Annotated in this window: 17 protein-coding genes and 1 tRNA gene; 10 read left to right on the plus strand and 8 right to left on the minus strand. The window is 71.5% G+C overall.

Features of this window, described 5'->3' with window-relative positions:
• Window positions 1–91: 91 nt before the first annotated feature.
• Entirely contained in the window at window positions 92–841 is a 750-nt protein-coding gene (locus QE405_RS08420; RefSeq protein WP_307199742.1) for a class I SAM-dependent methyltransferase, read from the plus strand.
• Here QE405_RS08420 and QE405_RS08425 read toward each other — a convergent pair.
• Window positions 835–1,680 carry a class I SAM-dependent methyltransferase gene (locus tag QE405_RS08425; protein WP_163772931.1) on the minus strand — a complete coding sequence of 282 codons (846 nt, stop codon included), beginning with the start codon at window positions 1,678–1,680 and terminating at the stop codon, window positions 835–837. The genes QE405_RS08420 and QE405_RS08425 overlap by 7 nt on opposite strands.
• A 113-nt stretch (window positions 1,681–1,793) precedes the next feature.
• Between QE405_RS08425 and QE405_RS08430 the strand changes: the two genes are divergently transcribed.
• Window positions 1,794–3,137 (plus strand): lipopolysaccharide biosynthesis protein, encoded by a 1,344-nt coding sequence (locus QE405_RS08430; RefSeq protein ID WP_307199743.1) that lies wholly within the window; start codon window positions 1,794–1,796, stop codon window positions 3,135–3,137.
• On the opposite strand, the gene polA is transcribed toward QE405_RS08430, so the two are convergent.
• The gene (gene polA / locus QE405_RS08435) at window positions 3,075–5,786 is read right to left on the minus strand and encodes a DNA polymerase I (protein WP_307199744.1); all 2,712 of its coding nucleotides are present in this window, start codon (window positions 5,784–5,786) and stop codon (window positions 3,075–3,077) included. The genes QE405_RS08430 and polA overlap by 63 nt on opposite strands.
• A 60-nt stretch (window positions 5,787–5,846) precedes the next feature.
• On the opposite strand from polA, the gene QE405_RS08440 reads away from it, so the two are divergent.
• Window positions 5,847–6,296, plus strand: coding sequence for a hotdog fold thioesterase (locus tag QE405_RS08440; RefSeq protein WP_373459451.1), 450 nt, complete (start codon window positions 5,847–5,849; stop codon window positions 6,294–6,296).
• A gap of 15 nt (window positions 6,297–6,311) precedes the next feature.
• Here the strand turns inward: QE405_RS08440 and QE405_RS08445 are convergent, their stop codons facing one another.
• On the minus strand, window positions 6,312–6,878 hold the full coding sequence (locus QE405_RS08445; RefSeq protein WP_307199745.1) for a GNAT family N-acetyltransferase: 567 nt from the start codon (window positions 6,876–6,878) through the stop codon (window positions 6,312–6,314).
• A 184-nt stretch (window positions 6,879–7,062) separates the two neighbouring features.
• On the opposite strand from QE405_RS08445, the gene QE405_RS08450 reads away from it, so the two are divergent.
• The 5 genes from QE405_RS08450 to QE405_RS08470 all read left to right on the plus strand — a co-directional run bounded on the left by QE405_RS08450 (window position 7,063) and on the right by QE405_RS08470 (window position 12,061).
• Window positions 7,063–7,860, plus strand: a complete 798-nt coding sequence (locus tag QE405_RS08450; protein ID WP_307199746.1) for a DUF554 domain-containing protein — start codon at window positions 7,063–7,065, stop codon at window positions 7,858–7,860.
• 138 nt (window positions 7,861–7,998) lie between these two features.
• Window positions 7,999–9,360 (plus strand): branched-chain amino acid ABC transporter permease, encoded by a 1,362-nt coding sequence (locus QE405_RS08455; RefSeq protein ID WP_307199747.1) that lies wholly within the window; start codon window positions 7,999–8,001, stop codon window positions 9,358–9,360.
• 10 nt (window positions 9,361–9,370) lie between these two features.
• The gene (locus QE405_RS08460) at window positions 9,371–10,339 is read left to right on the plus strand and encodes a branched-chain amino acid ABC transporter permease (RefSeq protein ID WP_307199748.1); all 969 of its coding nucleotides are present in this window, start codon (window positions 9,371–9,373) and stop codon (window positions 10,337–10,339) included.
• Window positions 10,329–11,255: an ABC transporter ATP-binding protein gene (locus QE405_RS08465; protein ID WP_307199749.1), complete on the plus strand. Its 927-nt coding sequence runs from the start codon at window positions 10,329–10,331 to the stop codon at window positions 11,253–11,255. The genes QE405_RS08460 and QE405_RS08465 overlap by 11 nt, the downstream gene beginning before the upstream one ends.
• The gene (locus tag QE405_RS08470; protein WP_307199750.1) at window positions 11,252–12,061 is read left to right on the plus strand and encodes an ABC transporter ATP-binding protein; all 810 of its coding nucleotides are present in this window, start codon (window positions 11,252–11,254) and stop codon (window positions 12,059–12,061) included. Before QE405_RS08465 ends, QE405_RS08470 begins: the two co-directional genes overlap by 4 nt.
• Before the next feature lie 351 nt (window positions 12,062–12,412).
• On the opposite strand, the gene QE405_RS08475 is transcribed toward QE405_RS08470, so the two are convergent.
• Window positions 12,413–13,738: an ABC transporter substrate-binding protein gene (locus QE405_RS08475; protein ID WP_307199751.1), complete on the minus strand. Its 1,326-nt coding sequence runs from the start codon at window positions 13,736–13,738 to the stop codon at window positions 12,413–12,415.
• A gap of 156 nt (window positions 13,739–13,894) precedes the next feature.
• Window positions 13,895–14,497, minus strand: coding sequence for an ANTAR domain-containing response regulator (locus QE405_RS08480; RefSeq protein ID WP_307199752.1), 603 nt, complete (start codon window positions 14,495–14,497; stop codon window positions 13,895–13,897).
• A 112-nt stretch (window positions 14,498–14,609) separates the two neighbouring features.
• Here QE405_RS08480 and QE405_RS08485 point away from each other — a divergent pair.
• Both QE405_RS08485 and QE405_RS08490 read left to right on the plus strand, forming a co-directional pair.
• Window positions 14,610–14,682: transfer RNA gene (locus QE405_RS08485), tRNA-Leu, on the plus strand.
• A gap of 62 nt (window positions 14,683–14,744) precedes the next feature.
• Window positions 14,745–15,488 carry a helix-turn-helix domain-containing protein gene (locus QE405_RS08490; protein WP_307199753.1) on the plus strand — a complete coding sequence of 248 codons (744 nt, stop codon included), beginning with the start codon at window positions 14,745–14,747 and terminating at the stop codon, window positions 15,486–15,488.
• Between the two features lie 11 nt (window positions 15,489–15,499).
• On the opposite strand, the gene pyk is transcribed toward QE405_RS08490, so the two are convergent.
• The 3 genes from pyk to gltB all read right to left on the minus strand — a co-directional run bounded on the left by pyk (window position 15,500) and on the right by gltB (window position 23,077).
• Entirely contained in the window at window positions 15,500–16,945 is a 1,446-nt protein-coding gene (gene pyk, locus QE405_RS08495) for a pyruvate kinase (protein WP_307199754.1), read from the minus strand.
• A gap of 125 nt (window positions 16,946–17,070) precedes the next feature.
• The gene (locus QE405_RS08500; protein WP_307199755.1) at window positions 17,071–18,537 is read right to left on the minus strand and encodes a glutamate synthase subunit beta; all 1,467 of its coding nucleotides are present in this window, start codon (window positions 18,535–18,537) and stop codon (window positions 17,071–17,073) included.
• The gene (gltB, locus tag QE405_RS08505) at window positions 18,530–23,077 is read right to left on the minus strand and encodes a glutamate synthase large subunit (protein ID WP_307199756.1); all 4,548 of its coding nucleotides are present in this window, start codon (window positions 23,075–23,077) and stop codon (window positions 18,530–18,532) included. The genes QE405_RS08500 and gltB overlap by 8 nt, the downstream gene beginning before the upstream one ends.
• Window positions 23,078–23,212 lie beyond the last annotated feature (135 nt).

Here is a 23,212-nt window from a genome sequence, read left to right on the forward strand (position 1 = left end):
GCCCAAGGAACACCTCCCGTCCGCCGCGTGCCGCACCTCACGTGAAGTAATGTGCCACGAGTCCCCGACCGACCGTGAGAGGTGCCCCCGCTTGTCGTCATCGCGACCCGACCAGCCCGCCGACGCGGAGGCGCACCGCGACGCGTCGTTCGACGACGTCTGGGCGACCGCCCAGCACTTCACCGGCTGGCTCACCGAGGCGCAGGCGCGCCTCCTCCACGCCGAGGCCCTCGCGGCACCCGGCACCACGGACGCCCTCGAGATCGGCTCCCACCAGGGTCGCTCGACGGCCGTGCTCGCCCACGCCCGCCGGGCGCGCGGGGGTCGGCTCGTCGCGCTCGACCCGTTCGTCGACGGCCGGCTCTTCGGTGGCGCGGCGACGCGCACGATCTTCGAGAAGAACATGGCGACCGCCGGCGTGCGGGACGTCATCGACCTGCGGATGGCCTACTCGACGAAGGAGCGGGCCTCGTGGAGCACCCCGCTCAGCCTGCTCTACGTCGACGGCAAGCACGACTACTGGACGGCCGGCGACGACCTGATGTGGGCCGTGCACCTCCCCGAGGGCGGCGCCGTGCTCGTGCACGACTGCTACTCCTCCATCGGCGTGACCCTCGCGATCCTCCGCCACGTGCTGTTCTCCCGCACGCTGCGCTACGAGCGCCGCGCCGGGTCGCTCGCGCTCTTCCGGGTCGGCCGACCCAGCCTGGCCGACCGCGGCCGGGTGCTCGCCGAGATGCCGTGGTGGATCCGCAACGTCGGCATCAAGGTGCTCCTGCGCCTGCGGCTGCGCCCCGTCGCCCGCCTCGTCGGCCACGACTCGCCGTACGACCCCTACTGAGCCGCGGGCTCGCCCAGGCGGTAGACCCGCCGCTCGAGCAGCGTGCCGTCACCACGGCGCAGCTCGGGCTTCACCACGTCGTCGAAGCGGATCGGGCGTCGCGCCATGCGACGCTGCCGCCGCCACGTGACGACGTCGGTCGCCGCAGCGATGGCACCGGCCACGGCCGTGCGCGGGTGGCCGGGCTGCTCGAGGGCCCACGCCATGAGCGCGGGGTCGACCTCGCCCTCGACCCGGTAGTCCAGCCGGTCGCGCCAGTGCAGCATCAGCACCCGCGACTCGAACTGCGAGTCCAGCACCTTCTCGACACCGCGCCGCAGTCCCGTGCGGTCCAGGTACGCCGCCACCTCCGGGTCGGCGTGCGGCGTCGTCTTCGCGGTGAGCACCAGCGTGCCGGGAGTGCCGGAAGTGCCGGGGGCGCCGTCCGCTGCTGGCTCGAGGCGGCACCACCAAACGTGGCTCGGGAAGTCCACGATCTTCGCGCTCGGCGCGTCGGGCACCTCGACGTACCCCGCCCGCGACACCCGCACCAGCTCGTCGATCACCGCGCCCGGATCCGGCACGTGCTCGAGGAGGTTGGAGCAGATCGTGTAGTCGAACGCCCCGTCCGCGAACGGCATGTCCGCGGCGTCCGCCTCGAAGAGCGGCCGGGTCACCCGGGCCTCCTCCCGACCCGAGCGCTGCCCGCCGAAGCGAGCGTCGACGTACCGGTCGAGCAGGACGTCCGCGCGCCACGACGGCTTGTCGCCGCTGCCGACGTCGAGCACCAGGGCGTCGTCGTCGACCGGGAAGGAGAGCCGCCGCTCGGCGAAGAGACGCAGCTGGGTGAGCACGGACATGCCGGGATTGTGTCAGGGCGCTCGATGCGGTTCCTGCCGAGGCGTCCTCTAGGCTCCCGCGGGTGAGTGGATCGAAGGGCACGCTACGGGAGATGCTCCGCGGAGGAGCAGGCGTGGCGATCGCCATGGCGGTGATGAACGTCGGCACCTACGGCTTCACGCTGGTGGCGGCGCGCATGCTCGGCCCGAAGGAGTACGGCGCGGTCGCCGCGCTCATGGGACTGCTGCTGGTGGTCAACGTGCTGTCGGTCGGCCTGCAGGCCACGGGCGCCCGGCAGGTCGCCGCGGACCCGAGCCACCGCGAGCGCATCGAGAACCGCATCCTCGTCACCTCCCGACGCTCCGCCTGGGCGCTCGGCCTGCTGTGCCTCCTGCTCAGCCCCCTCGTGACCATCGCGCTCGACCTGGGCTCCTTCCTGCCCGCCCTCCTCGTCGCCGCGATCGCCGTGCCCCTCACCGTCATGGGCGGCCAGGCCGGCATCTTCCAGGGCGAGAAGAAGTGGACGCCGCTCGCCGCGATCTACCTGGGCATGGGCCTCGGTCGCCTGGGCTTCGGCGCGCTCGGGGTCGCCGTGCGGCCCGACGCGACCGGCGCCATGGCCGGTGTGCTGCTCGGCGCGTTCGTGCCCGTGCTCATCGGCGGCTGGGCGCTGCGCCGCCGGCGCGGCGGCGAGGGTCCCGGCCCCGCCCCGATGCGCACCGTGCTGCGCGAGGTGGCCCACAACTCGCACGCCCTGCTGGCGTTCTTCGCGCTCACCAACGCCGACGTCGTGCTCGCGCGCATCACCCTCGACGCCCACGACGCCGGTCTCTACGCGGGCGGGCTCATCCTCGCGAAGGCCGTGCTCTTCCTGCCCCAGTTCGTCGTCGTCATCGCCTTCCCGGCGATGGCCTCGGAGGGCGCGCAGCGGATGTACCTCAAGGGCGTCGCCCTCGTCGGCGGCATCGGCGTCGTGGCCACGGCCGGGGCCTGGGCCGTCGGCGAGCTCGTGGTGGTCGGCTCCGGCGACACCCGCCGCTCGCTCGTCGTCGAGTTCGTGGGCGGCGCTGAGTACGCCGAGATCGAGCACCAGCTGTGGCTCTTCGCGCTGCTCGGCACGCTGTTCGCGATGACCCAGGTGATGGTCTACGAGGTCGTCGCCCGCCAGCACCGCGGCGCCGTGTACGCCGTGTGGGCGGGGCTCGCCGTGCTCGGCGTCGTCGTGCCCGTCGCGGCGACCGCGACCGGTCTCATCTCCGTCGTCATCACCGTCAACGCGGCCGTGCTCGTCGCGCTGCTGCTCGTCGCGGTGCTGCAGGGCCGCGGCCACCGACCGCCGGCCGTGCCCGGGGTGGGCGCGCCCGGCGCGCCCGGTGGGACGGCGCCCGGTCCCGAGACCGGGCCCGCCCCGACCTCAGTGCGCGGCGGCGTGCCAGCTGACGCCCGTGCCGACGGAGACGTCGAGCGGCACCCGTAGGTCGGCCGCGGAGGCCATCTGCTCCCGCACCAGGGCCTCCAGCCGGTCCCGCTCCCCCGGCGCCACCTCGAGCACGAGCTCGTCGTGCACCTGCAGCAGGAGCCGTGACGTCAGGCCCTCCTCCTCGAGGGCGTGCTGCACGTTGAGCATCGCGACCTTGATGATGTCGGCGGCCGAGCCCTGGATGGGCGCGTTGAGCGCCATCCGCTCGGCGGCCTCGCGCCGCATCCGGTTGTCGCTCGTCAGGTCGGGCAGCTGGCGCCGCCGTCCCATGATCGTCTCGGTGAACCCCGACTTCCGAGCCTCCACGACGACCCCGGCGAGGTAGTCCCGGATGCCGCCGAAGGTCTCGAAGTACTCGTCCATCAGCCCGCGGGCCTCGGAGGGCTCGATGCCGAGCTGCTGGCCCAGACCGAACGCGGACAGTCCGTAGGCCAGTCCGTAGTTCATCGCCTTGATCTTGGCCCGCATCTCGACCGTCACCGCGTCGGGCGCGACGTCGAAGACGCGGGCCGCGGTGATGGAGTGGAAGTCGCGGCCCGAGCGGAAGGCCTCGATGAGGAGGTCGTCCTCCGAGAGGTGGGCCATGATCCGCATCTCGATCTGGCTGTAGTCGGCCGTCATCAGCGACTCGTAGGACGGGCCGACCACGAACGCCTCGCGGATGCGGCGTCCCTCCTCGGTGCGGATCGGGATGTTCTGCAGGTTCGGATCGGTGCTCGAGAGCCGGCCCGTGGCCGCGATCATCTGGTTGAACGTGGTGTGGATGCGCCCGTCGGGCTGCACCGTCTTGAGCAGGCCCTCGATGGTCTGCCGCAGGCGGGCGACGTCGCGGTGGCGCAGCAGGTGCAGCAGGAACGGGTGCTCCGTCTTCACGTAGAGCGACTGCAGCGCGTCGGCGTCGGTCGTGTAGCCGGTCTTCGTGCGCTTCGTCTTCGGCATGCCGAGCTCGTCGAAGAGCACCACCTGCAGCTGCTTGGGCGAGCCGAGGTTGATCTCCTTGCCGATGACCGCGAACGCGTCCTCCGCGGCGCGACGCACCTCCTCGGCGAAGTGGGCCTCGAGCTCCTCGAGCCGTCCCGTGTCGACGGCGACGCCCGTGCGCTCGAGCCGACCGAGCAGCTGGATGAGCGGCAGCTCCACCTCGGCGAGCAGGCGGGCGCCGCCGACGGCCTCCACCTCGCCGTCGAGCGTCTCCGCCAGGTCGATGACGGCCCGCGCGTGGAGCATGGCCGTGTCGGCGACCTCGTCGCCGTGGTCGAACAGGGCCTCCTGCTCGCCACTGGTCTCCGTGCGCAGCTCGCGCCGCAGGTAGCGCAGCGTCAGGTCGGCCAGCGCGTACGAGCGCTGGTCGGGCTGCACGAGGTACGCCGCCAGCGCGGTGTCGCTGACCAGGCCCGCCAGCGTCCAGCCGTGGGCGCTCAGCGCGTGCTGCGGCCCCTTCGCGTCGTGGAGCACCTTCGGGCGCGCGGGGTCGGCCAGCCACCCGGCCAGCGCGGCCTCGTCCTCCGGTGTCAGGCTCGCGACGTCGACGTACGCCGCCAGCCCGGTCGCGTCGGCGAGGGCGACGCCCTCGACGGTCCCGGTGCCGGAGCCCCAGGTGCCGCGCACGTGGACCCCGACGTGCTGCCCGCCGAGCCCGTCGAGGAACGCGGCCACCTCGCCGGGCTCCAGCTGCCGGCCCGCGAGCTCGAACCCGCCCTCCTCGACGATCTGCTCCTCCTCGACGCTGAGCGTGTCGATGGTGCGCTGGCGCAGCTCGCCGCGGAACTCGAGCTCGTCGAAGAGGGTCAGCGCGGCCGCCCGGTCCCACGGCGCGAGGAGGAGCTGCTCGGGCAGCTTCTCGAGGTCGAGGTCGCGCACGAGGGCGTTGAGCTGGCGGTTGCGGATCACGTCGCCGAGGTGCTCGCGGAGCGCCTCGCCCTTCTTCCCGGTGATCTTGTCGGCGTGGGTGATGACGTTGTCGAGCCCGTCGTACTGGTTGATCCACTTCGCCGCGAACCCCTGGCCCACCCCGGGCACGCCCGGCAGGTTGTCGGAGGTCTCCCCCACGATCGCCGCCAGCTCGGGGTAGCGGTGCGGCGGGACGCCGTACTTCGCCTCGACCGCCGCCGGCGTCATCCGCGCCAGGTCGGAGACGCCGCGCATCGGGTAGAGCACCGTCGAGCGATCGGTCACGAGCTGCAGCGAGTCGCGGTCACCCGTGAGGATCAGCACCTCCATGCCGTCCGCGAGGGCCTGCGTCGTCAGCGTCGCGATGATGTCGTCGGCCTCGAAGCCCTCCTTCTTGAGGAAGGTGATCCCGAAGGCGGAGAGGACCTGCTCGATGATCGGCAGCTGGCTGCCGAACTCGCCGGGCGTCTTGTTGCGCTTCGCCTTGTACTCCGCGTACTGCTCCAGGCGGAACGTCTGCCGCGAGACGTCGAAGGCGACGCCCACGTGGGTCGGCTGCTCGTCGCGCAGCACGTTGACGAGCATCGACGTGAACCCGTAGACGGCGTTGGTGTGCTGCCCCGTCGTGGTCGAGAAGTTCTCGACCGGGAGCGCGAAGAACGCCCGGTAGGCCAGCGAGTGGCCGTCGAGCAGGAGCAGGCGCCGCCGCCCCTCGGCGTCGGGCGAGACGGTGGCGGAGGTCGTCGGCTGAGGCACGTACCGACCCTAACCGTGACCACCGACGACGTCGGGCGCGGCCGGGAGCAGAATGACCGCATGGATGACGACACCACCACCGTGCCCGGTCTCGACGAGCTCGTCGCGTACATGGCGGAGCACACGGGCGCCCTCAACGAGAAGATGGGCATCGAGCTCGTCGAGGTCTCTCCCGAGCGGATCGTGGCCACGATGCCCGTCGAGGGCAACACGCAGCCCTACGGCCTGCTCCACGGCGGCGCGTCCGTCGTGCTCGCCGAGACCCTCGGCTCCGTCGGCTCGGCGCTCCACGCGCACCCCGACCGTGCCGCGGTCGGGGTGGACATCAACGCCACCCACCACCGCTCCGCGACGTCCGGCGTCGTCACGGGCGTCGCCACGCCGGTGCACCTGGGCCGCAGCTCGACCAGCTTCGAGGTGGTCATCACCGACGAGGCCGGCAAGCGGGTCTGCACCGCTCGGATCACCTGCTCGCTGATCCCCGTCGACCGCGTCCCGTCCGCCGGCTGACCCGCGAGCGCGGGCTCAGCCCGCGCGCTGCGTCGTCGTCCGCCGCATCGAGCGGCGGGCGGCGAGCACGCTCGTGAGCTGCTGGCGCTGCGGCCGCGCCATCGTCGGGCGCATCGCCGTGATGCGGGCCCGCACGGTCGCGGTCGGCGCGACCCGGAACGACGCCCGCGTCGCGAGGCCCAGTCGCGCCATGAAGCGGTTGGCGTCGCGCGAGGTGCTCGCCGAGGCCGTCGAGACCTGGGGCACGTCGTGCTCCTCGGCGTAGGCCACGCCCGCCTCGACGAGCGCCCGGCCCACCCCGCGACGGCGGAACTCCGCCAGGACGGTGGGCGAGGCGAGGTGCACCATCGGCGTCGGGTCCAGCGGCGAGACCGTGATCATCCGCAGCAGCACGGCGCCGGCGAACGCGCCGCCGTACTCGGCCACCACGATCCGGTGGGACTCCCCCGTGAAGGAGGCCTCGACGAGGCGGGCGACGTCGGACGCACCCTCCTCCGGGGAGCGGAGCGACTCGGACCACAGCGCCGTGAGCGCGGGGATGTCGGAGAGCGCCGCTGCGCGCAGGGTGAGAGGGGCTGCCATCAGGGGGACACCGCCCGCGTCACTGCCGTCGCCATGTGTCCTCCGCCTCGGGCCACGCGCGGACCAGGGGCCCACGCACTTCGATCACCGTTGCGGCACCCGCCCCCACGGTGCGCCGGTCGTCACCCTACGCTCGCCGCAGCCGCGCTGGCACGGGAGCCGGGCAAAAGTTGAGGGAGCGCTGTTGTTCGTCGGATCGGGCACCCTCCTCAACGTCGTCACCGTGCTGGTGGGCTCCGGCCTGGGGGTCGCGCTGGGCGCCCGGCTCCCCGAGCGCGTACGGCGCGTGGTCGTCGACGGTCTGGGGCTCGTCACGCTGCTCGTGGCGGCGGTCGCGGCGGCCGACGTGCTCGACCCCGCGCTGGCTGCGGCGACCGGCGCCGGCGCGCCCCTGCTGATCGTGCTCGGCGCGGTGCTCCTGGGCGGCATCGTGGGCGCGGCGCTCGACCTCGACGGGCGCCTCGTCGCCCTCGGCGGCTGGGCCGAGCGGCGCCTGGCGCGACGGCCACCTCACGCGGCGACCGGCGACGGGGCGGCTCCCGGGGCGAGCGACACCGAGCACAGCGAGCACACCGACCGTTTCACCGCGGGTTTCGTCGCTGCCTCCCTCGTGTTCTGCACCGGCCCGCTGACCGTGCTCGGCTCGCTCAACGACGGACTGGGCAACGGCGCCGAGCAGCTCTACCTCAAGGCGACCCTCGACGGGTTCGCCGCCGTGGCCTTCGCCGCCACCTTCGGCTGGGGCGTCGCCGCGTCGGCGGTCACCGTCGTCGTGGTGCAGGGCAGCCTGACCCTCGTCGGGCTCGTGGTGGGCGACGTGCTGCCCGCGGCCCACGTCGCCGCCCTGAGCGCGGTGGGTGGCGTGCTCCTCGTCGGCGTCGCGCTGCGGCTGCTCGACGTCGCGCAGGTGGCGGTGGCGTCCCTGCTGCCGGCGCTGGTGGTGGCGCCCCTGCTGGTCGAGGCGGTCGTGCGGCTGCGGTGAGCCACCGCGGTGCCGCGTCAACGAGCACCGATTGTTCCCGCTTCGTTACCTCAACGGACGACGCGACCGTGCCGAGCGTCATAGCGTTCCACCCCACATGCGTCATGCCCTGACGCGCCGAGCTCGAACAGGAGCCCCATGCAGATCGGCACCCGAGCCGCGGACACCCCGCCGCGGCCACAGACCCGGGGACGCGGAGGCATCCCGAGCCACCGCTCGGTGCTCCGGTTCCTCGCCCCCCTGCTGCTCGCGCTGGTCATCCTCGGCGTCGCGCCGTCCGCCCAGGCCGCTCCTGCGGCCGAGGACGGCTACCGCGTCACCGTGAACCTCCGCGACACCAGCAACGACAACGCCCCCGTGGAGGGCGTCGACATCACCGCGACACCGACGGGCGGTGAGGCCATCGAGGCCACCACCGACGCCGACGGACGCGCCGTGCTCGAGATCCCGGCCGAGTTCCAGGGGGCCACGGTCCTCGTCGAGCTCGACGAGAGCACGCTGCCGGACGGCGCCGCCATGCGCGAGGGCGCTCCCGCCGAGCAGACGGTGACGCTCAACATCTCCACGGTCGGCGTCACGTTCCTCATCGGCGAGGACAACCGCAACGTCATGACGAAGTGGGACCGGGTCCCCGCCAGCATCTACAACGGCCTGCTGTTCGGCCTGATCATGGCGATGGCGGCGCTGGGGCTCTCGATGGTGTTCGGCACCACGGGCCTCACGAACTTCTCGCACGGCGAGCTCGTCACCTTCGGCGCGGTCTGCACCATGCTGCTCAACACGTCGCTGGGGGTGCCGTTCCTGCTGGCCGTCCCCATCACGGTGGTGGCCGCCGTCGGCGTCGGATGGCTCCAGGACAGGTTCCTGTGGGCCCCGCTGCGGCACCGCGGCATCGGACTGATCGCGATGATGATCGTCTCGATCGGTCTGCAGTTCTTCCTGCGCAACTTCTTCGCCTACATCACGGGGTCCCGCACGGAGGTGTACGACGAGTACGCCACCGGCGCCGGCTCCGACTTCGCCGGGCTGTTCACCTACACGACGCGCGACATCGTCATCGCCGGCGTCTGCATCGTCGTCCTCGCCCTGGTGATCGCCGGCCTGTCCTACACCCGCCTCGGTCGGGCGACCCGGGCGGTGGCGGACAACCCCGCGCTGGCCGCGGCCACCGGCATCAACGTCGACCGGGTCGTCTCCACGGTGTGGATGGTGGGCACCGCCCTCGCTGCGCTCGCGGGCACGTTCCTGGCGTTCCAGCTCGGCGTGACCTACCAGATCGGGCAGCTCGTCCTGCTGCTGCTCTTCGCGGCGTGCTGCGTCGGCGGTCTCGGGTCGGTGTGGGGCGCGCTCGTCGGCAGCCTCATCATCGGTGTCCTCATCGAGCTCTCCGCGCTGGTGATCCCGCCGGACCTCAAGAACGCCGGTGCGCTGCTGCTCCTCGTCATCATCCTTCTCGTCCGACCGCAGGGCCTCCTGGGCCGCCGCGAGCGGATCGGCTGAAAGGGATCTCATGGACCTGCTCACCACCCCGCTCCACGACGCGTTCGCGCCCATCGCGATCTCGTACGTGCTCGCCGCCATCGGCCTCAACATCCACTTCGGCTACACGGGCCTGCTGAACTTCGGCCAGGCCGCCTTCGCCGCGGTCGGCGCCTACGGCATGGCCGTGCTCATCGTGTCGTTCGACGTGCCCCTCGTGCCGGCGCTGCTGCTGGCCCTCGTCGGCGCCGTCCTGCTCGCGCTGGTCATGGGTCTGCCGACCCTGCGGCTCCGCGCCGACTACCTGGCGATCGTCACCATCGCCGTCGCCGAGATCGCCCGCCTGATCTTCTCGACGTCGTTCAAGCAGTACTTCAACGCCCGTGACGGCGTGCAGGGCTTCACCGCCGACTTCCGCGCCCTCAACCCGTACGGCGACGGCGCCCTCGGCTTCAGCCGCAACGACCTCTGGGTCATCACCGTCGGCTGGATCCTCGTCGCCCTCGTGCTCGGCTTCGTGTTCCTGCTCATGCGCAGCCCCTGGGGCCGCGTGCTGAAGAGCATCCGCGAGGACGAGGACGCCGTGCGGTCGCTCGGCAAGAACGTCTACAGCTACAAGCTGCAGGCCCTCATCCTCGGTGGCGTCATCGGCGCCCTCGGCGGCTTCGTGGGCGCGCTCGGCAAGGGCTCCGTGCAGCCGGACAGCTTCAACACCGACTTCACGTTCATCGCCTTCACCATGCTGATCCTCGGCGGTGCCGCCCGGGTGATGTCGCCGGTCGTGGGTGCCGTGCTCTTCTGGTTCCTGCTGACCTTCATGGACGTGCTGCTCAAGCGCATCACCGGCGACGGCGGCTTCGTGCCCGGGTGGCTCCTCAACCCGGACCAGACCGGCAACGTGCGGTTCATGATCGTGGGCCTCGTGCTGATGCTGCTCATGATCTTCCGCCCGCAAGGGATCTTCGGCGACAAGAAGGAGCTCGCGATCGATGCCCGCTGACCTCGAGAAGTCCCGCGCCGCGGCCGCGGCCGTCCTGGCCGACGTCGCGCACGAGCCGGGCGCAGCCAAGCCCGACCCCATCGTCGTCGTCGACAACATCACCCGGCAGTTCGGCGGCCTCAAGGCCGTCGACGTGGGCCACCTGGAGATCCAGCGTGGTGTCATCACCGCGCTGATCGGCCCCAACGGTGCCGGCAAGACGACCTTCTTCAACCTCCTCACCGGGTTCGACACCCCCGACACGGGTGAGCGCTACCTCAACGGCAAGTCGCTGAAGCGCGTGGCGGCGTACAAGGTCGCCAAGCTCGGCATGGTCCGCACCTTCCAGCTGACCAAGGTGCTGTCCAAGCTCACCGTGCTGGAGAACATGCGGCTCGGCGCGACCAGCCAGCGGGGCGAGCGGTTCTGGGCCGGTCCCCTGGCGTTCCTGTGGAGCGGCCAGGAGAAGGCCAACACCGAGCGCGCCCGCGAGCTGCTGCGGCGGTTCAAGCTCGACGCCAAGGAGGACGACTTCGCCGGATCGCTCTCGGGCGGCCAGCGCAAGCTGCTCGAGATGGCCCGGGCCCTCATGGTCGAGCCCGAGCTCGTCATGCTCGACGAGCCGATGGCCGGCGTGAACCCCGCGCTCAAGCAGTCGCTGCTGGGTCACGTGAAGTCGCTGCGCGACGAGGGCATGACCGTCCTCTTCGTCGAGCACGACATGGACATGGTCCGCGACATCTCGGACTGGGTCGTCGTCATGGCCGCGGGCGCCGTCATCGCCGAGGGCCCGCCGCACAGCATCATGAGCGACCAGCGCGTCATCGACGCCTACCTGGGCGCCCACCACGACACCGACATCAGCGAGCTCGACCCCGAGGAGATCCTCGCCGAGGCGGAGGCCGAGATCGAGGCCGAGAAGGAGGGCAACGCGTGAACGCCGACCTGAGCAAGGCCGCCGGGGGCGCCGACGAGCGAGCCGAGGCCGCCCGCCGGGCGCACCTCGCCGCCGCCGACGGCGCCGTCCTGCGGGCGGACAACCTGATCGCGGGCTACCTGCCCGGGGTCAACATCCTCAACGGGGCCGACCTCTACTGCCAGCCGGGCGAGCTCGTCGGCATCATCGGCCCCAACGGCGCCGGCAAGTCGACGCTGCTCAAGGCGCTCTTCGGCCTGGTCAAGATCCACACCGGCACGGTCACGCTGCGCGGCGAGGAGGTCACCAACCAGCGGGCGGACAGCCTGGTCACCAAGGGGATCGGCTTCGTGCCGCAGACCAACAACGTGTTCCCCAGCCTCTCCATCGCGGAGAACCTGCAGATGGGCTGCTACCAGGCGCCCAAGAAGTTCGCCGAGCGGTTCGACTTCGTGACGGGGATCTTCCCGGCCCTCGGCACCCGCCGGAACCAGCGAGCCGGCTCGCTGTCGGGCGGCGAGCGGCAGATGGTCGCGATGGGTCGCGCGCTCATGATGGAGCCGTCGGTGCTGCTCCTCGACGAGCCCTCGGCGGGGCTCTCCCCCGCCATGCAGGACGAGGTGTTCGTGCAGACCCGCAACATCAACAAGGCGGGCGTGTCCGTCGTGATGGTCGAGCAGAACGCGGCCCGCTGCCTGCAGATCTGCGACCGCGGCTACGTGCTCGACCACGGCCGCAACGCCTACACGGCCACCGGTCGCGAGCTCGCCAATGACCCCAAGGTCATCGAGCTCTACCTCGGCACCCTGGCGAAGCAGAACACCTGATCCACCGCTCCACCCTGCGCGAAGGGCCCGCCGGCTGACTGCCGGCGGGCCCTTCGTCGTCGGTGCACCCTCCCCCCTCTACCGGTCCAGGCGGGTCGTGGTGTGAGGCCGCCAGTTTCCGCTGGCCTGGCACCACGACCGGGAGGAAGCACCTCCGGTACGCCGCCACTCGCCCCGCGCCGTACCCCTGCGGTCGTGGTGCGAGACCCCCGAAAAGCGACGGCCTCACACCACGACCGGGGGGAGAAGTGTGGGAGCCCGGGGCACAGAGAAGCCCCAGGCCCCCGGAGCGCAGCTCTCCGGGGGCCTGGGGGACGTGCGGCCGGGCGGGTGCCCGGTGGTGTCACGGCATCAGTTGTTGCCGTTGAGACCCGCCTCGACGAGCTCGGGGACGATCTTCTTCGTCTCGTCGAACGCGATCAGGACGATCGCGTCGGGGTCCTCGGCCTTGATGGCCTCGACCTCGGCGGTGTACGTCGCCGCCTCCGGCGAGTAGAGCTGGTAGGAGACGACGGAGCCGCCCGACTGCTCGAAGAAGTCACGGACGTTCTCCGCGAGAGCCTCGCCGTAGGAGTCCTGGCGCGCCAGGATGGCGATGTTCTGCTTGCCGTCACCGCTCAGCGTCGACGCCATGACCTGGCCCTGCAGCACGTCCGAGGGAGCGGTGCGGAAGTAGAGGCCCTGGTCGGCGTAGGTGTCGAACGCGGTCGACGTGTTGGCCGGGGAGATCTGCGCGACACCGGCGCTGGTGATCTTGTCGATGACGCTGAGCGACACCGACGAGGAGGCCGCACCGACGATGACGTCGACGTTGTTCGCGAGGAGCTGGTCGACGGACGTGCCGGCGATGTCCGGCGTGCCGTCACCGGAGTCGGCGGTCGGCAGGGCGACGGCGTCGGCGCCGTTCACGCCGCCGGCCTCGTTGATCTCCTGCACCGCGAGCGCGACGCCCGCGATCTCCGGGGGGCCGAGGAACGCGAGGTCACCGGAGGTCGGCAGGAGGCCGCCCACGGTGAAGACGCCGTCGCCGTCCTCGATCGCCGGGAGCTCCTGGCCCTCGACCGGGTCGGAGTCGGGGATCTCGCCGGTGATGAACTCCTGCGGCGTGTAGGTGTTGTCCGCGCCGTACTGGAAGATGCCGATCGTCGCCGACGTCGGGCTGCCGGTCGAGCTGAAGTCGATCGGGCCGGACACGCCGTCGTAGTCGATGTCGGTGCCCGCGGCGAGCAGCTCGGCGCACGCGGCGAAGTCGGTGCACTTCTCGCCCTCGGCGGACACGTTCTGCAGCTCGCTGGCGATCGCCGTGCCGGAGTCGTTGCCGGCCGCGATCGCGGCGAGGGCCGCGACGACGACGGCGTCGTAGGACTCCGCGCCGTAGGTGAAGTCGGCGAGGTCGGGGTTGACGCCGAGGAGGCGATCACGGAACTCGTCGCCGAGCTCGGAACCGGGGTACGTCGCGCGGACGCCCTCGAGCGTGCCCTCGTCGAAGTCGGCGCTGTAGTCGGCGGTGTTGCCGTCGACGAAGTACCACGAGGGCGCCGACGACGCGTTGTCGTTGCTGTTGCCGCCGTCGCTGTCGTTGCCGCCGTCACCGTCTCCGCCGCCACAACCAGCGGCGACGAGGGACGTCGCGAGCATCGCGACCCCCAGTCGGACCAGGGTGCTGGAACGCTTCATCAAGCCTCCGTCAATCGGATTCCCACGTCGGCACCACGCCGACGTTTGCGTCAACGTAGTCCTCGACGGAGGCTCACGAGCCCCGCTTCCGAGGCCGTTGCCAACTTGTGACCTCGGCCGCCGGTCCCGTGATCCCGGACGCCCCGGGCGGGGCTGTCAGGCGCCGCCGGCGCCCGGGCCGTGGGTGATGACGCCCTCGGCGACCTGCTTCATCGACAGGCGCAGGTCCATGGCGGTCTTCTGGATCCAGCGGAATGCGTCCGGCTCCGTGAGCCCGAGGTCCTCCTGGAGCACGCCCTTGGCGCGGTCGACGAGCTTGCGCGTCTCGAGCCGCTCCGTGAGGTCGCCGACCTCGGCCTCGAGCTGGCTGAGCTCGGCGAACCGGCTGACGGCCATCTCGATCGCCGGGACGAGGTCGCTCGCCGAGAACGGCTTCACCAGGTAGGCCATCGCACCGGCGTCGCGGGCCCGCTCGACGAGCTCGCGCTGGGAGAAGGCCGTGAGGATGACGACGGGGGCGATCCGCTGCGCCGCGATCCGCTCCGCGGCGGCGATCCCGTCGAGCACCGGCATCTTCACGTCGAGCACGACGAGGTCGGGACGCAGCTCCTCGGCCAGCTCGATGGCACGCTGGCCGTCACCGGCCTCCCCCACGACCTCGTAGCCCTCGTCGGCCAACATCTCGGCCAGGTCCATGCGGATCAGCGCCTCGTCCTCGGCGATGACGACACGTCGGGGGGCCAGTGCGCGCTCGTTCACAGGGGGAAGGCTAGCCCGCGCCGTCCGTCGGCGCGGCCTCGGCGTGCGACGCCGGCGTCGGGCGGTGCGTCGCGTTGGTCACGGGATCCGCTACGGTGGCGCAGCCGTCGGCGCCCCGATAGCCCAACGGCAGAGGCGATGGTCTCAAACACCATTCAGTGTGGGTTCGAATCCCACTCGGGGCACTTCTCCACAGCACACGCGTCGGTCGAGCGGAACCGTCGGTGGTGACGTCGACGATGAGCCCATGTACGACGACGCTCGTCGACGCGACGCCCTCCAGCTGTTGTCCACGGGGATGACGCTGTCCGAGGTCTCCCGTCGCACCGGGGTGGCCCGGTCGACCATCCGCACGTGGCGGGACCACGCGCCGGCGCCCGCTCCGTGCCCGCGGTGCGGATCCGGGGACCTCCCCCAGCCGGAGTACGCGGCCCTGCTGGGCTTCTATCTAGGCGACGGGTGCCTCTCCGTGCTGGAGCGCACCACCGCCCTCCGCATCAGCTGCGACGCATCCCTGCCGGGGATCGTGGCGGACGTGACCCGGACGGTGCGCGCCGTCCACCCGTCCCGGCCCTGCTTCCACGTGCGTGCACCGGGGACGACGGTCGTGCAGTCGTCCTGGAAACACTGGCCCTGCCTCTTCCCCCAGCACGGCCCCGGGCGCAAGCACGACCGCCGGATCGTGCTGGAGCCCTGGCAACGGTCGCTGGTCGAGGAGCACCCCGGCGCGTTCCTCCGGGGGCTGTTCCACTCGGACGGCTCCCGGGTGCGCAACTGGGCGAGCCGCCGGGTGGCCGCCACCGGGGAGGTCCGCCGGCACGACTACGCGCGGTGGCAGTTCACCAACCGTTCCGAGGACATCCTGGGGCTCTGCGGCTGGGCGCTGGACCTGGTCGAGGTGCCGTGGCGGAGGTCGTCCGTGACGACGATGAGCGTGTCGCGACGGGCCGCGGTGGCCCGTCTCGACACGCTCATCGGGGAGAAGCGGTGATGCGTCGAGGCTCAGCCCCGGCGGTAGGCGGGCGCCACCTCGTTGATCGCGTCGCCCATCTTGTGCACGCGCAGCGCGTTGGTGGAGCCCGGGATGCCCGGGGGCGCTCCGGCGATGATGACGACGAGGTCGCCCTCCTTGACGCGCTGGATGCGGAGCAGTGCCTCGTCGACCTGGCGCACCATCTCGTCGGTGTGCTCGACGGGAGCGGTCTTGAAGGTCTCGACGCCCCACACCGCCGCCAGCTGCGACCGGGTCGACGCCAACGGCGTGAAGGCCAGGATGGGGATCGGGCCGCGGTAGCGCGCCACGCGCCGCGCGGAGTCGCCGCTCTGCGTGAAGGCGACGAGGTACTTCGCCCCGACCCGCTCGGCGACCTGCGCCGCGGCCAGCGCGATGATGCCGCCCTTGGTGTGGGGGTCCCAGTCGAGGGCGCGGATGTCGCTGGCCGCGTGGCGGTCGGCGCTCTCGATGATGCGCGCCATCGTCTCGACGGCCGTCACGGGGTAGTCGCCGACGCTGGTCTCCCCCGACAGCATCACGGCGTCGGCGCCGTCGAGCACGGCGTTCGCGACGTCGGAGGTCTCCGCGCGGGTCGGCGCGGGCGCCGTGATCATCGACTCCAGCATCTGGGTCGCGACGATCACCGGCTTCGCGTTGGTGCGCGCCAGGTCGACGATCCGCTTCTGGTGGAACGGCACGTCCTCGAGCGGGCACTCCACGCCGAGGTCGCCGCGCGCGACCATGAACGCGTCGAAGGCCTGGACGATGTCCTCGAGGTTCTCGAGCGCCTGGGGCTTCTCGATCTTGGCGATGATCGGGACCGTGCGGCCCTCCTCCGCCATGATCGCCCGCACGTCGTCGGCGTCGGCGGCGTTGCGCACGAAGCTCAGCGCGACGAAGTCGACGCCGATGCGGAGCGCCCAGCGCAGGTCCTGGATGTCCTTGTCCGAGAGCGCGGGCACGGACACCGCGACGCCGGGGAGGTTGATGCCCTTGTGGTCGGAGACCTTGCCGCCGACCAGCACCTCGACCTCGACGTCGGTGTCCGTCTTCGACACGACGCGCAGCTTGATCTTGCCGTCGTCGATGAGGAGCGGGTCGCCGGGCTTCACGTCGCCGGGCAGGCCCTTGTAGGTCGTGCCGCAGATCGAGGCGTCACCGTCGACGTCACGCGTGGTGATGCACCAACTCTGGCCCCGGCGCAGCACGACCGGGCCCTCCGAGAAGGTCTCCAGGCGGATCTTGGGCCCCTGGAGGTCGGCCAGGATGCCCACGCCACGACCACTGGAGTCGGAGGCCTGCCGGACCAGCCGGTAGTTCTCCTCGTGGTCGGCGTGGGTGCCGTGGCTCATGTTGAGACGCGCGACATCCATGCCGGCATACACCAGCTCCTGGATGCGGCGGGCCCCGGCCGTTGCCGGCCCCAACGTACAGACGATCTTCGCTCGGCGCACAGGACGACCCTACTGCTCCCGGCTCGCCCCCGTGGCACCGCACCTTGAACGTTCCAACAATCTTTCCCGAGGACGCCGACGGGCCGGCACCCCGAGGGGTGCCGGCCCGTCTGACGGAGCTCCGCTCAGACGACCAGGGGCCGCTCGGTCGACTTGATCGGGGCCGGCAGGGAGGTCGAGCCCGTCAGGTACTCGTCCACCGCGGCGGCCGCCGCGCGACCCTCGGCGATCGCCCAGACGATGAGCGACTGACCGCGGCCGGCGTCGCCGGCGGCGAAGACACCGGGCACCGACGTCTGGTACGTCGGGGTGCGGCGCACGTTGCCCCGCTCGTCCAGCTCGAGGTCGAGCTGCTGGACGACCGTGTTCGTCTCCGGGCCCGTGAAGCCCATGGCGAAGAGCACGAGGTCGGCCGGGATCTCCCGCTCGGTGCCCTCGATCTCCGCGAGCTTGCCGCCCTCGAAGGTGACGTCCACAAGACGGAGCGCCCGGACGTTGCCGTCCTCGTCACCGATGAACTCCTTGGTGGAGACCCCGTAGACGCGGTCGCCGCCCTCCTCGTGGGCCGAGGAGACGCGGAACAGCATCGGGTACGTCGGCCACGGCTGGGCCGACGGACGGCTCTCGCCGGGCTGCGGCATGATCTCGAGCTGCGTGATCGACGCGGCACCCTGGCGGATCGACGTGCCGAGGCAGTCGGCGCCGGTGTCACCGCCGCCGATGATGACGACGTGCTTGTCGTCGGCCCGGATCTGGCCCTCGACGGTCTCGCCGAGCGCCACCCGGTTGGCCTGCGGCAGGAACTCCATGGCCTGGTGGATGCCGGCGAGCTCGCGGCCGGGCACCTGGAGGTCGCGCGGGACCGTGGCACCGGTGGCGACGACGACCGCGTCGTACCGCGCCTTGAGCTGCTCCCCCGTCACGTCGACGCCGACCTCGACGCCCGCCCGGAAGATGGTGCCCTCGCGGCGCATCTGGTCGAGGCGGCGGTCGATGTGCCGCTTCTCCATCTTGAACTCGGGGATGCCGTAGCGGAGCAGGCCGCCGATCTTGTCGGCCCGCTCGTAGACGGCCACCGTGTGGCCGGCGCGCGTCAGCTGCTGGGCGGCGGCGAGACCCGCGGGACCCGAGCCGATGACCGCGACGGTCTTGCCCGAGAGCCACTCCGGCGGCTGGGGCGCCACGGTGCCGGACTCCCAGGCCCGGTCGATGATCGAGACCTCGACGTTCTTGATGGTCACCGGGTCCTGGTTGATGCCCAGCACGCAGGCGGTCTCGCAGGGCGCCGGGCAGAGGCGACCGGTGAACTCCGGGAAGTTGTTCGTCGCGTGGAGGCGCTCGATCGCGTCGCTCCAGTCGTCGCGCCAGACCAGGTCGTTCCACTCCGGGATGATGTTGCCCAGCGGACAGCCCTGGTGGCAGAACGGGATGCCACAGTCCATGCAGCGACCCGCCTGCGGCGTGATGATCGGCAGCAGCGCGCGGCCGATCCCGTCGGGGTAGACCTCGTTCCAGTCGTTGACCCGCTCGTCGACCGGGCGACGCGTCGCGACCTTGCGGCCCTCCTTGAGGAAGCCCTTCGGGTCAGCCATGCAGCACCTCCATGATCCGGGCGGCCGTCTGGTCCTCGTCGAGTCCCTCGGCCTCAGCCTCTGCGCGGGCGTCCAGCACCCGCTTGTAGTCACGCGGCATCACCTCGGTGAAGCGAGCCACGGCGGCCGGCCAGTCGGCGAGCAGCTGCTCGGCGACCTCCGACCCGGTCTCCTCGAAGAACGCCCGGACGTAGCCGTGCAGCTCCTCGACGGCGTCGCCCTCGACGGCACGCAGGTCGACGAGCTCGCCGTTGACCCGCTGCTGCTTGAGGTCGAGCACCCACGCGATGCCGCCCGACATGCCCGCCGCCAGGTTGCGGCCGGTCTTGCCGAGCACGACGACACGGCCGCCGGTCATGTACTCGAGCGCGTGGTCGCCCACGCCCTCGGTCACGACCAGGGCACCCGAGTTGCGCACGCAGCACCGCTCGCCCACGCCACCGCGAATGAAGATCTCGCCGGACGTCGCGCCGTACGCGATCGTGTTGCCGGCGATGATCTGCTCCTCGGAGCGGAACGTGGCCGCGCGGTCCGGGCGGATGACGATGCGACCGCCCGAGAGGCCCTTGCCGACGTAGTCGTTGCCGTCGCCCTCGAGACGCAGGGTGATGCCCCGCGGCACGAACGCGCCGAACGACTGGCCGGCGGAGCCGGTGAGCGTGATGTCGATCGTGCCCTCGGGCAGGCCCTCGCCGCGGTAGCGCTTCGTCACCTCGTGGCCGAGCATCGTGCCGACCGTGCGGTTGACGTTGCGCACCTCCAGCTGGGCGCGCACGGGCTCGCCGCTCTCCAGCGCGGGCGCGGCGATCGCGATGAGCTCGTTGTCGAGCGCCTTCTCCAGGCCGTGGTCCTGCGTCTTCGTGCAGCGCAGGTCCTGGTCGGGGAACATCGCGTTGTCGGGCACGTGGAGGATCGGCGCCAGGTCGAGCCCGGAGGCCTTCCAGTGGTCGACCGCGCGCTCGACGTCGAGGGCACCGACCTGGCCGACGGCCTCGTCGATGCTGCGGAAGCCCAGCTCGGCGAGCAGCTCCCGCACCTCCTCGGCGATGTAGGTGAAGAAGTTGACGACGTACTCCGCCTTGCCGCTGAAGCGCTCGCGCAGCACCGGGTTCTGCGTCGCGACGCCGACCGGGCAGGTGTCGAGGTGGCAGACCCGCATCATGATGCAGCCCGACACGACGAGCGGCGCGGTGGCGAAGCCGAACTCCTCGGCGCCCAGGAGCGCGGCGATGACGACGTCGCGACCCGTCTTGAGCTGGCCGTCCGCCTGCACGACGATCCGGTCGCGCAGCCCGTTGAGGAGCAGCGTCTGCTGCGCCTCCGCGAGGCCGAGCTCCCAGGGACCGCCCGCGTGCTTGAGCGACGTCAGCGGGGACGCACCCGTGCCGCCGTCGTTGCCGGAGATGAGCACGACGTCCGCGTGGGCCTTCGACACACCCGTCGCGACCGTGCCGACGCCGACCTCCGAGACGAGCTTGACGTGCACGCGCGCGCTCGGGTTGGCGTTCTTGAGGTCGTGGATCAGCTGCGCCAGGTCCTCGATGGAGTAGATGTCGTGGTGCGGCGGCGGGCTGATGAGGCCCACGCCCGGCGTCGAGTGCCGGGTCTTCGCGACCCACGGGTACACCTTGTGACCGGGCAGCTGGCCGCCCTCGCCGGGCTTCGCGCCCTGCGCCATCTTGATCTGGATGTCGTCGGCGTTCGTCAGGTACTCGCTCGTGACGCCGAAGCGGCCGGAGGCGACCTGCTTGATCGAGCTGCGGCGCTCGGGGTCGTAGAGCCGGTCCGGGTCCTCGCCGCCCTCACCGGTGTTCGACTTCGCGCCGAGCCGGTTCATGGCGATGGCGAGGGTCTCGTGCGCCTCCTGCGAGATCGAGCCGTAGGACATCGCACCCGTCGAGAAGCGCTTGACGATCGCCTCGACCGGCTCCACCTCGTCGATGGAGATCGGCGCGCGGCCGCCCTGCTCGGCGCTCTTGAAACGGAACAGGCCCCGGAGCGTCATGAGGCGCTCGGACTGCTCGTCGACGCGCGACGTGTACTGCTTGAACACGTCGTACCGCCCCGCCCGCGTGGCGTGCTGGAGGCGGAAGACCGTCTCGGGGTCGAACAGGTGGGGCTCGCCCTCGCGGCGCCACTGGTACTCGCCGCCGATCGCCAGCTCGCGGTGCGAGGGGGCGACGCCGGTGCGCGGGTACGCCGCGGCGTGACGCAGCGCGACCTCCTGGGCGATCGTGTCGATGCCGACGCCGCCCAGCTTCGAGGTGGTGCCGGCGAAGTACTGCTCCACGAAGTCCTGGGACAGGCCCACGGCCTCGAAGATCTGCGCACCCGTGTAGGACGCGACCGTCGAGACGCCGATCTTGCTCATGACCTTGAGGACGCCCTTGCCGAGCGCCTTGACGAGGTTCTTGACCGCGACCTGCGGGTCGGCGGAGACGTAGTAGCCCGCCCGGGCCAGGTCCTCGACCGACTCCATGGCGAGGTACGGGTTGACCGCGGCCGCGCCGTACCCGACGAGCAGCGCGACGTGGTGCACCTCGCGGACGTCGCCGGCCTCGACGAGGAGGCCCACCTGGGTGCGCGTCTTCTCCCGCACGAGGTGGTGGTGGACCGCGCCCGTCAGCAGCAGCGACGGGATCGGCGCGAGCTCGCTGGTCGAGTGGCGGTCGGAGAGCACGATGATGCGGGCCCCCTCGGCGATCGCCGTGCTGACCTCGGCGCAGATCTCCGCGATGCGGTCGGCCATGGCCGCGCCGCCACCCTCGACCTCGTAGAGGCCGCGGGCGACGTGGGTGACGAAGCCGGGCCGGTCGCCGTCACGGTTGATGTGACGGATCTTGGCGAGCTCGTCGTTGTCGATCACGGGGAACGGCAGCACGATCTGGCGGCACGACTCCGGGCCGGGGGCCAGCAGGTTGGCCTCGGGGCCGATCGAGCCGTTGAGGGAGGTGACGAGCTCCTCGCGGATGGCGTCGAGCGGCGGGTTCGTGACCTGCGCGAAGAGCTGCGAGAAGTAGTCGAACAGCATCCGCGGCTTCTCGCTGAGCGCGGCGATGGGCGTGTCGGTGCCCATGGAGCCGATGGGCTCGGCGCCGGTGTTCGCCATCGGGGTGAGGAGGACGCGGAGCTCCTCCTCCGTGTAGCCGAAGATCTGCTGACGACGCGTCACCGAGGCGTGCGTGTGCACGATGTGCTCGCGCTCGGGCACGTCCTTGAGGTGGAGGAGGCCGTCGGCCAGCCAGTCGGCGTAGGGCTGCTCCGCCGCGAGGGTCGACTTGATCTCCTCGTCCTCGACGATGCGGTGCTCCGCGGTGTCGACGAGGAACATCTTGCCGGGCTGCAGGCGGCCCTTGCGCACGACGGTGGCGGGGTCGATGTCGAGCACGCCGACCTCGGAGGCCAGGACGACGAGACCGTCGTCGGTGACCCAGAACCGGGAGGGGCGCAGGCCGTTGCGGTCGAGCGTGGCGCCGATCTGCGTGCCGTCGGTGAAGACGACGCAGGCGGGGCCGTCCCAGGGCTCCATCATCGAGGAGTGGAACTCGTAGAACGCGCGCTTGGCGTCGTCCATCTCGCCGTGGTTCTCCCACGCCTCGGGGATCATCATCAGCACCGAGTGCGGCAGGCTGCGACCACCGAGGTGGAGCAGCTCGAGCACCTCGTCGAACGACGCGGAGTCCGACGCACCCGGGGTGCAGATCGGGAACAGCCGGTCGAGGTCGCCGGGGATGACGTCCGAGGCCAGGAGCGCCTCGCGGGCCCGCATCCAGTTGCGGTTGCCCATGACCGTGTTGATCTCGCCGTTGTGCGCGATGAACCGGAACGGGTGGGCCAGCGGCCAGCTCGGGAAGGTGTTGGTGGAGAAGCGCGAGTGCACGACACCGATCGCCGACGCCATCCGCTCGTCGCGGAGGTCGGGGAAGAAGTGGTCGAGCTGGTCCGTCGTGAGCATGCCCTTGTAGACCGTGGTGCGGCTCGAGAGCGACGCGAAGTAGGCCTCGGTCTGCCGCTCGGCCCGCTTGCGCACGCAGAAGGCGAGGCGCTCGAGCGCGAGGCCCGTCACGGACGCGTCGGCCGGGGCGATGAACAGCTGGCTGAACGTCGGCATGACACCGAGCGCCATCGAGCCCAGCACGCTCGGCTCCACCGGGACGTCGCGCCACCCGAGCACACGGGCACCCTCGGCGGCCGCGATCTCCTCGATCGTCGTGCGCGTCTTCGCCAGGTCGTCGGCGTCGGCCGGCAGGAAGCCCATGCCCACGGCGTACGACCCCGCGGCCGGCAGCTCGAAGTCGGTGACGGAGCGCAGGAAGGCGTCCGGCACCTGCAGGAGGATGCCGGCGCCGTCGCCGGAGTTGACCTCGGCGCCGGCGGCGCCGCGGTGGTCGAGGTTGCGGAGCGCCTGGAGCGCCTTGGCCACGATGTCGTGGCTGGCCTCACCGGTCATCGTGGCCACGAAGGCGACGCCGCAGGCGTCGTGCTCGAACCTGGGGTCGTAGAGCCCTTGGGCCTCGGGGATCGCGTGCGAGATGGGCACGGATGCGTCTCCCGTCGTCGGGGTCCGGCACGCGAGGAGCGCGGGCCGGACGATCAGTGGTGCTGGAGCGGGCCGCGGGGGAAGGCCCGGCGAACGACTGCGTTCGCTCGGGCTGCATGACCTCCGGGATCCGCG

The organism is Nocardioides zeae (genome assembly GCF_030818655.1).
GTDB lineage: Bacteria > Actinomycetota > Actinomycetes > Propionibacteriales > Nocardioidaceae > Nocardioides > Nocardioides zeae_A.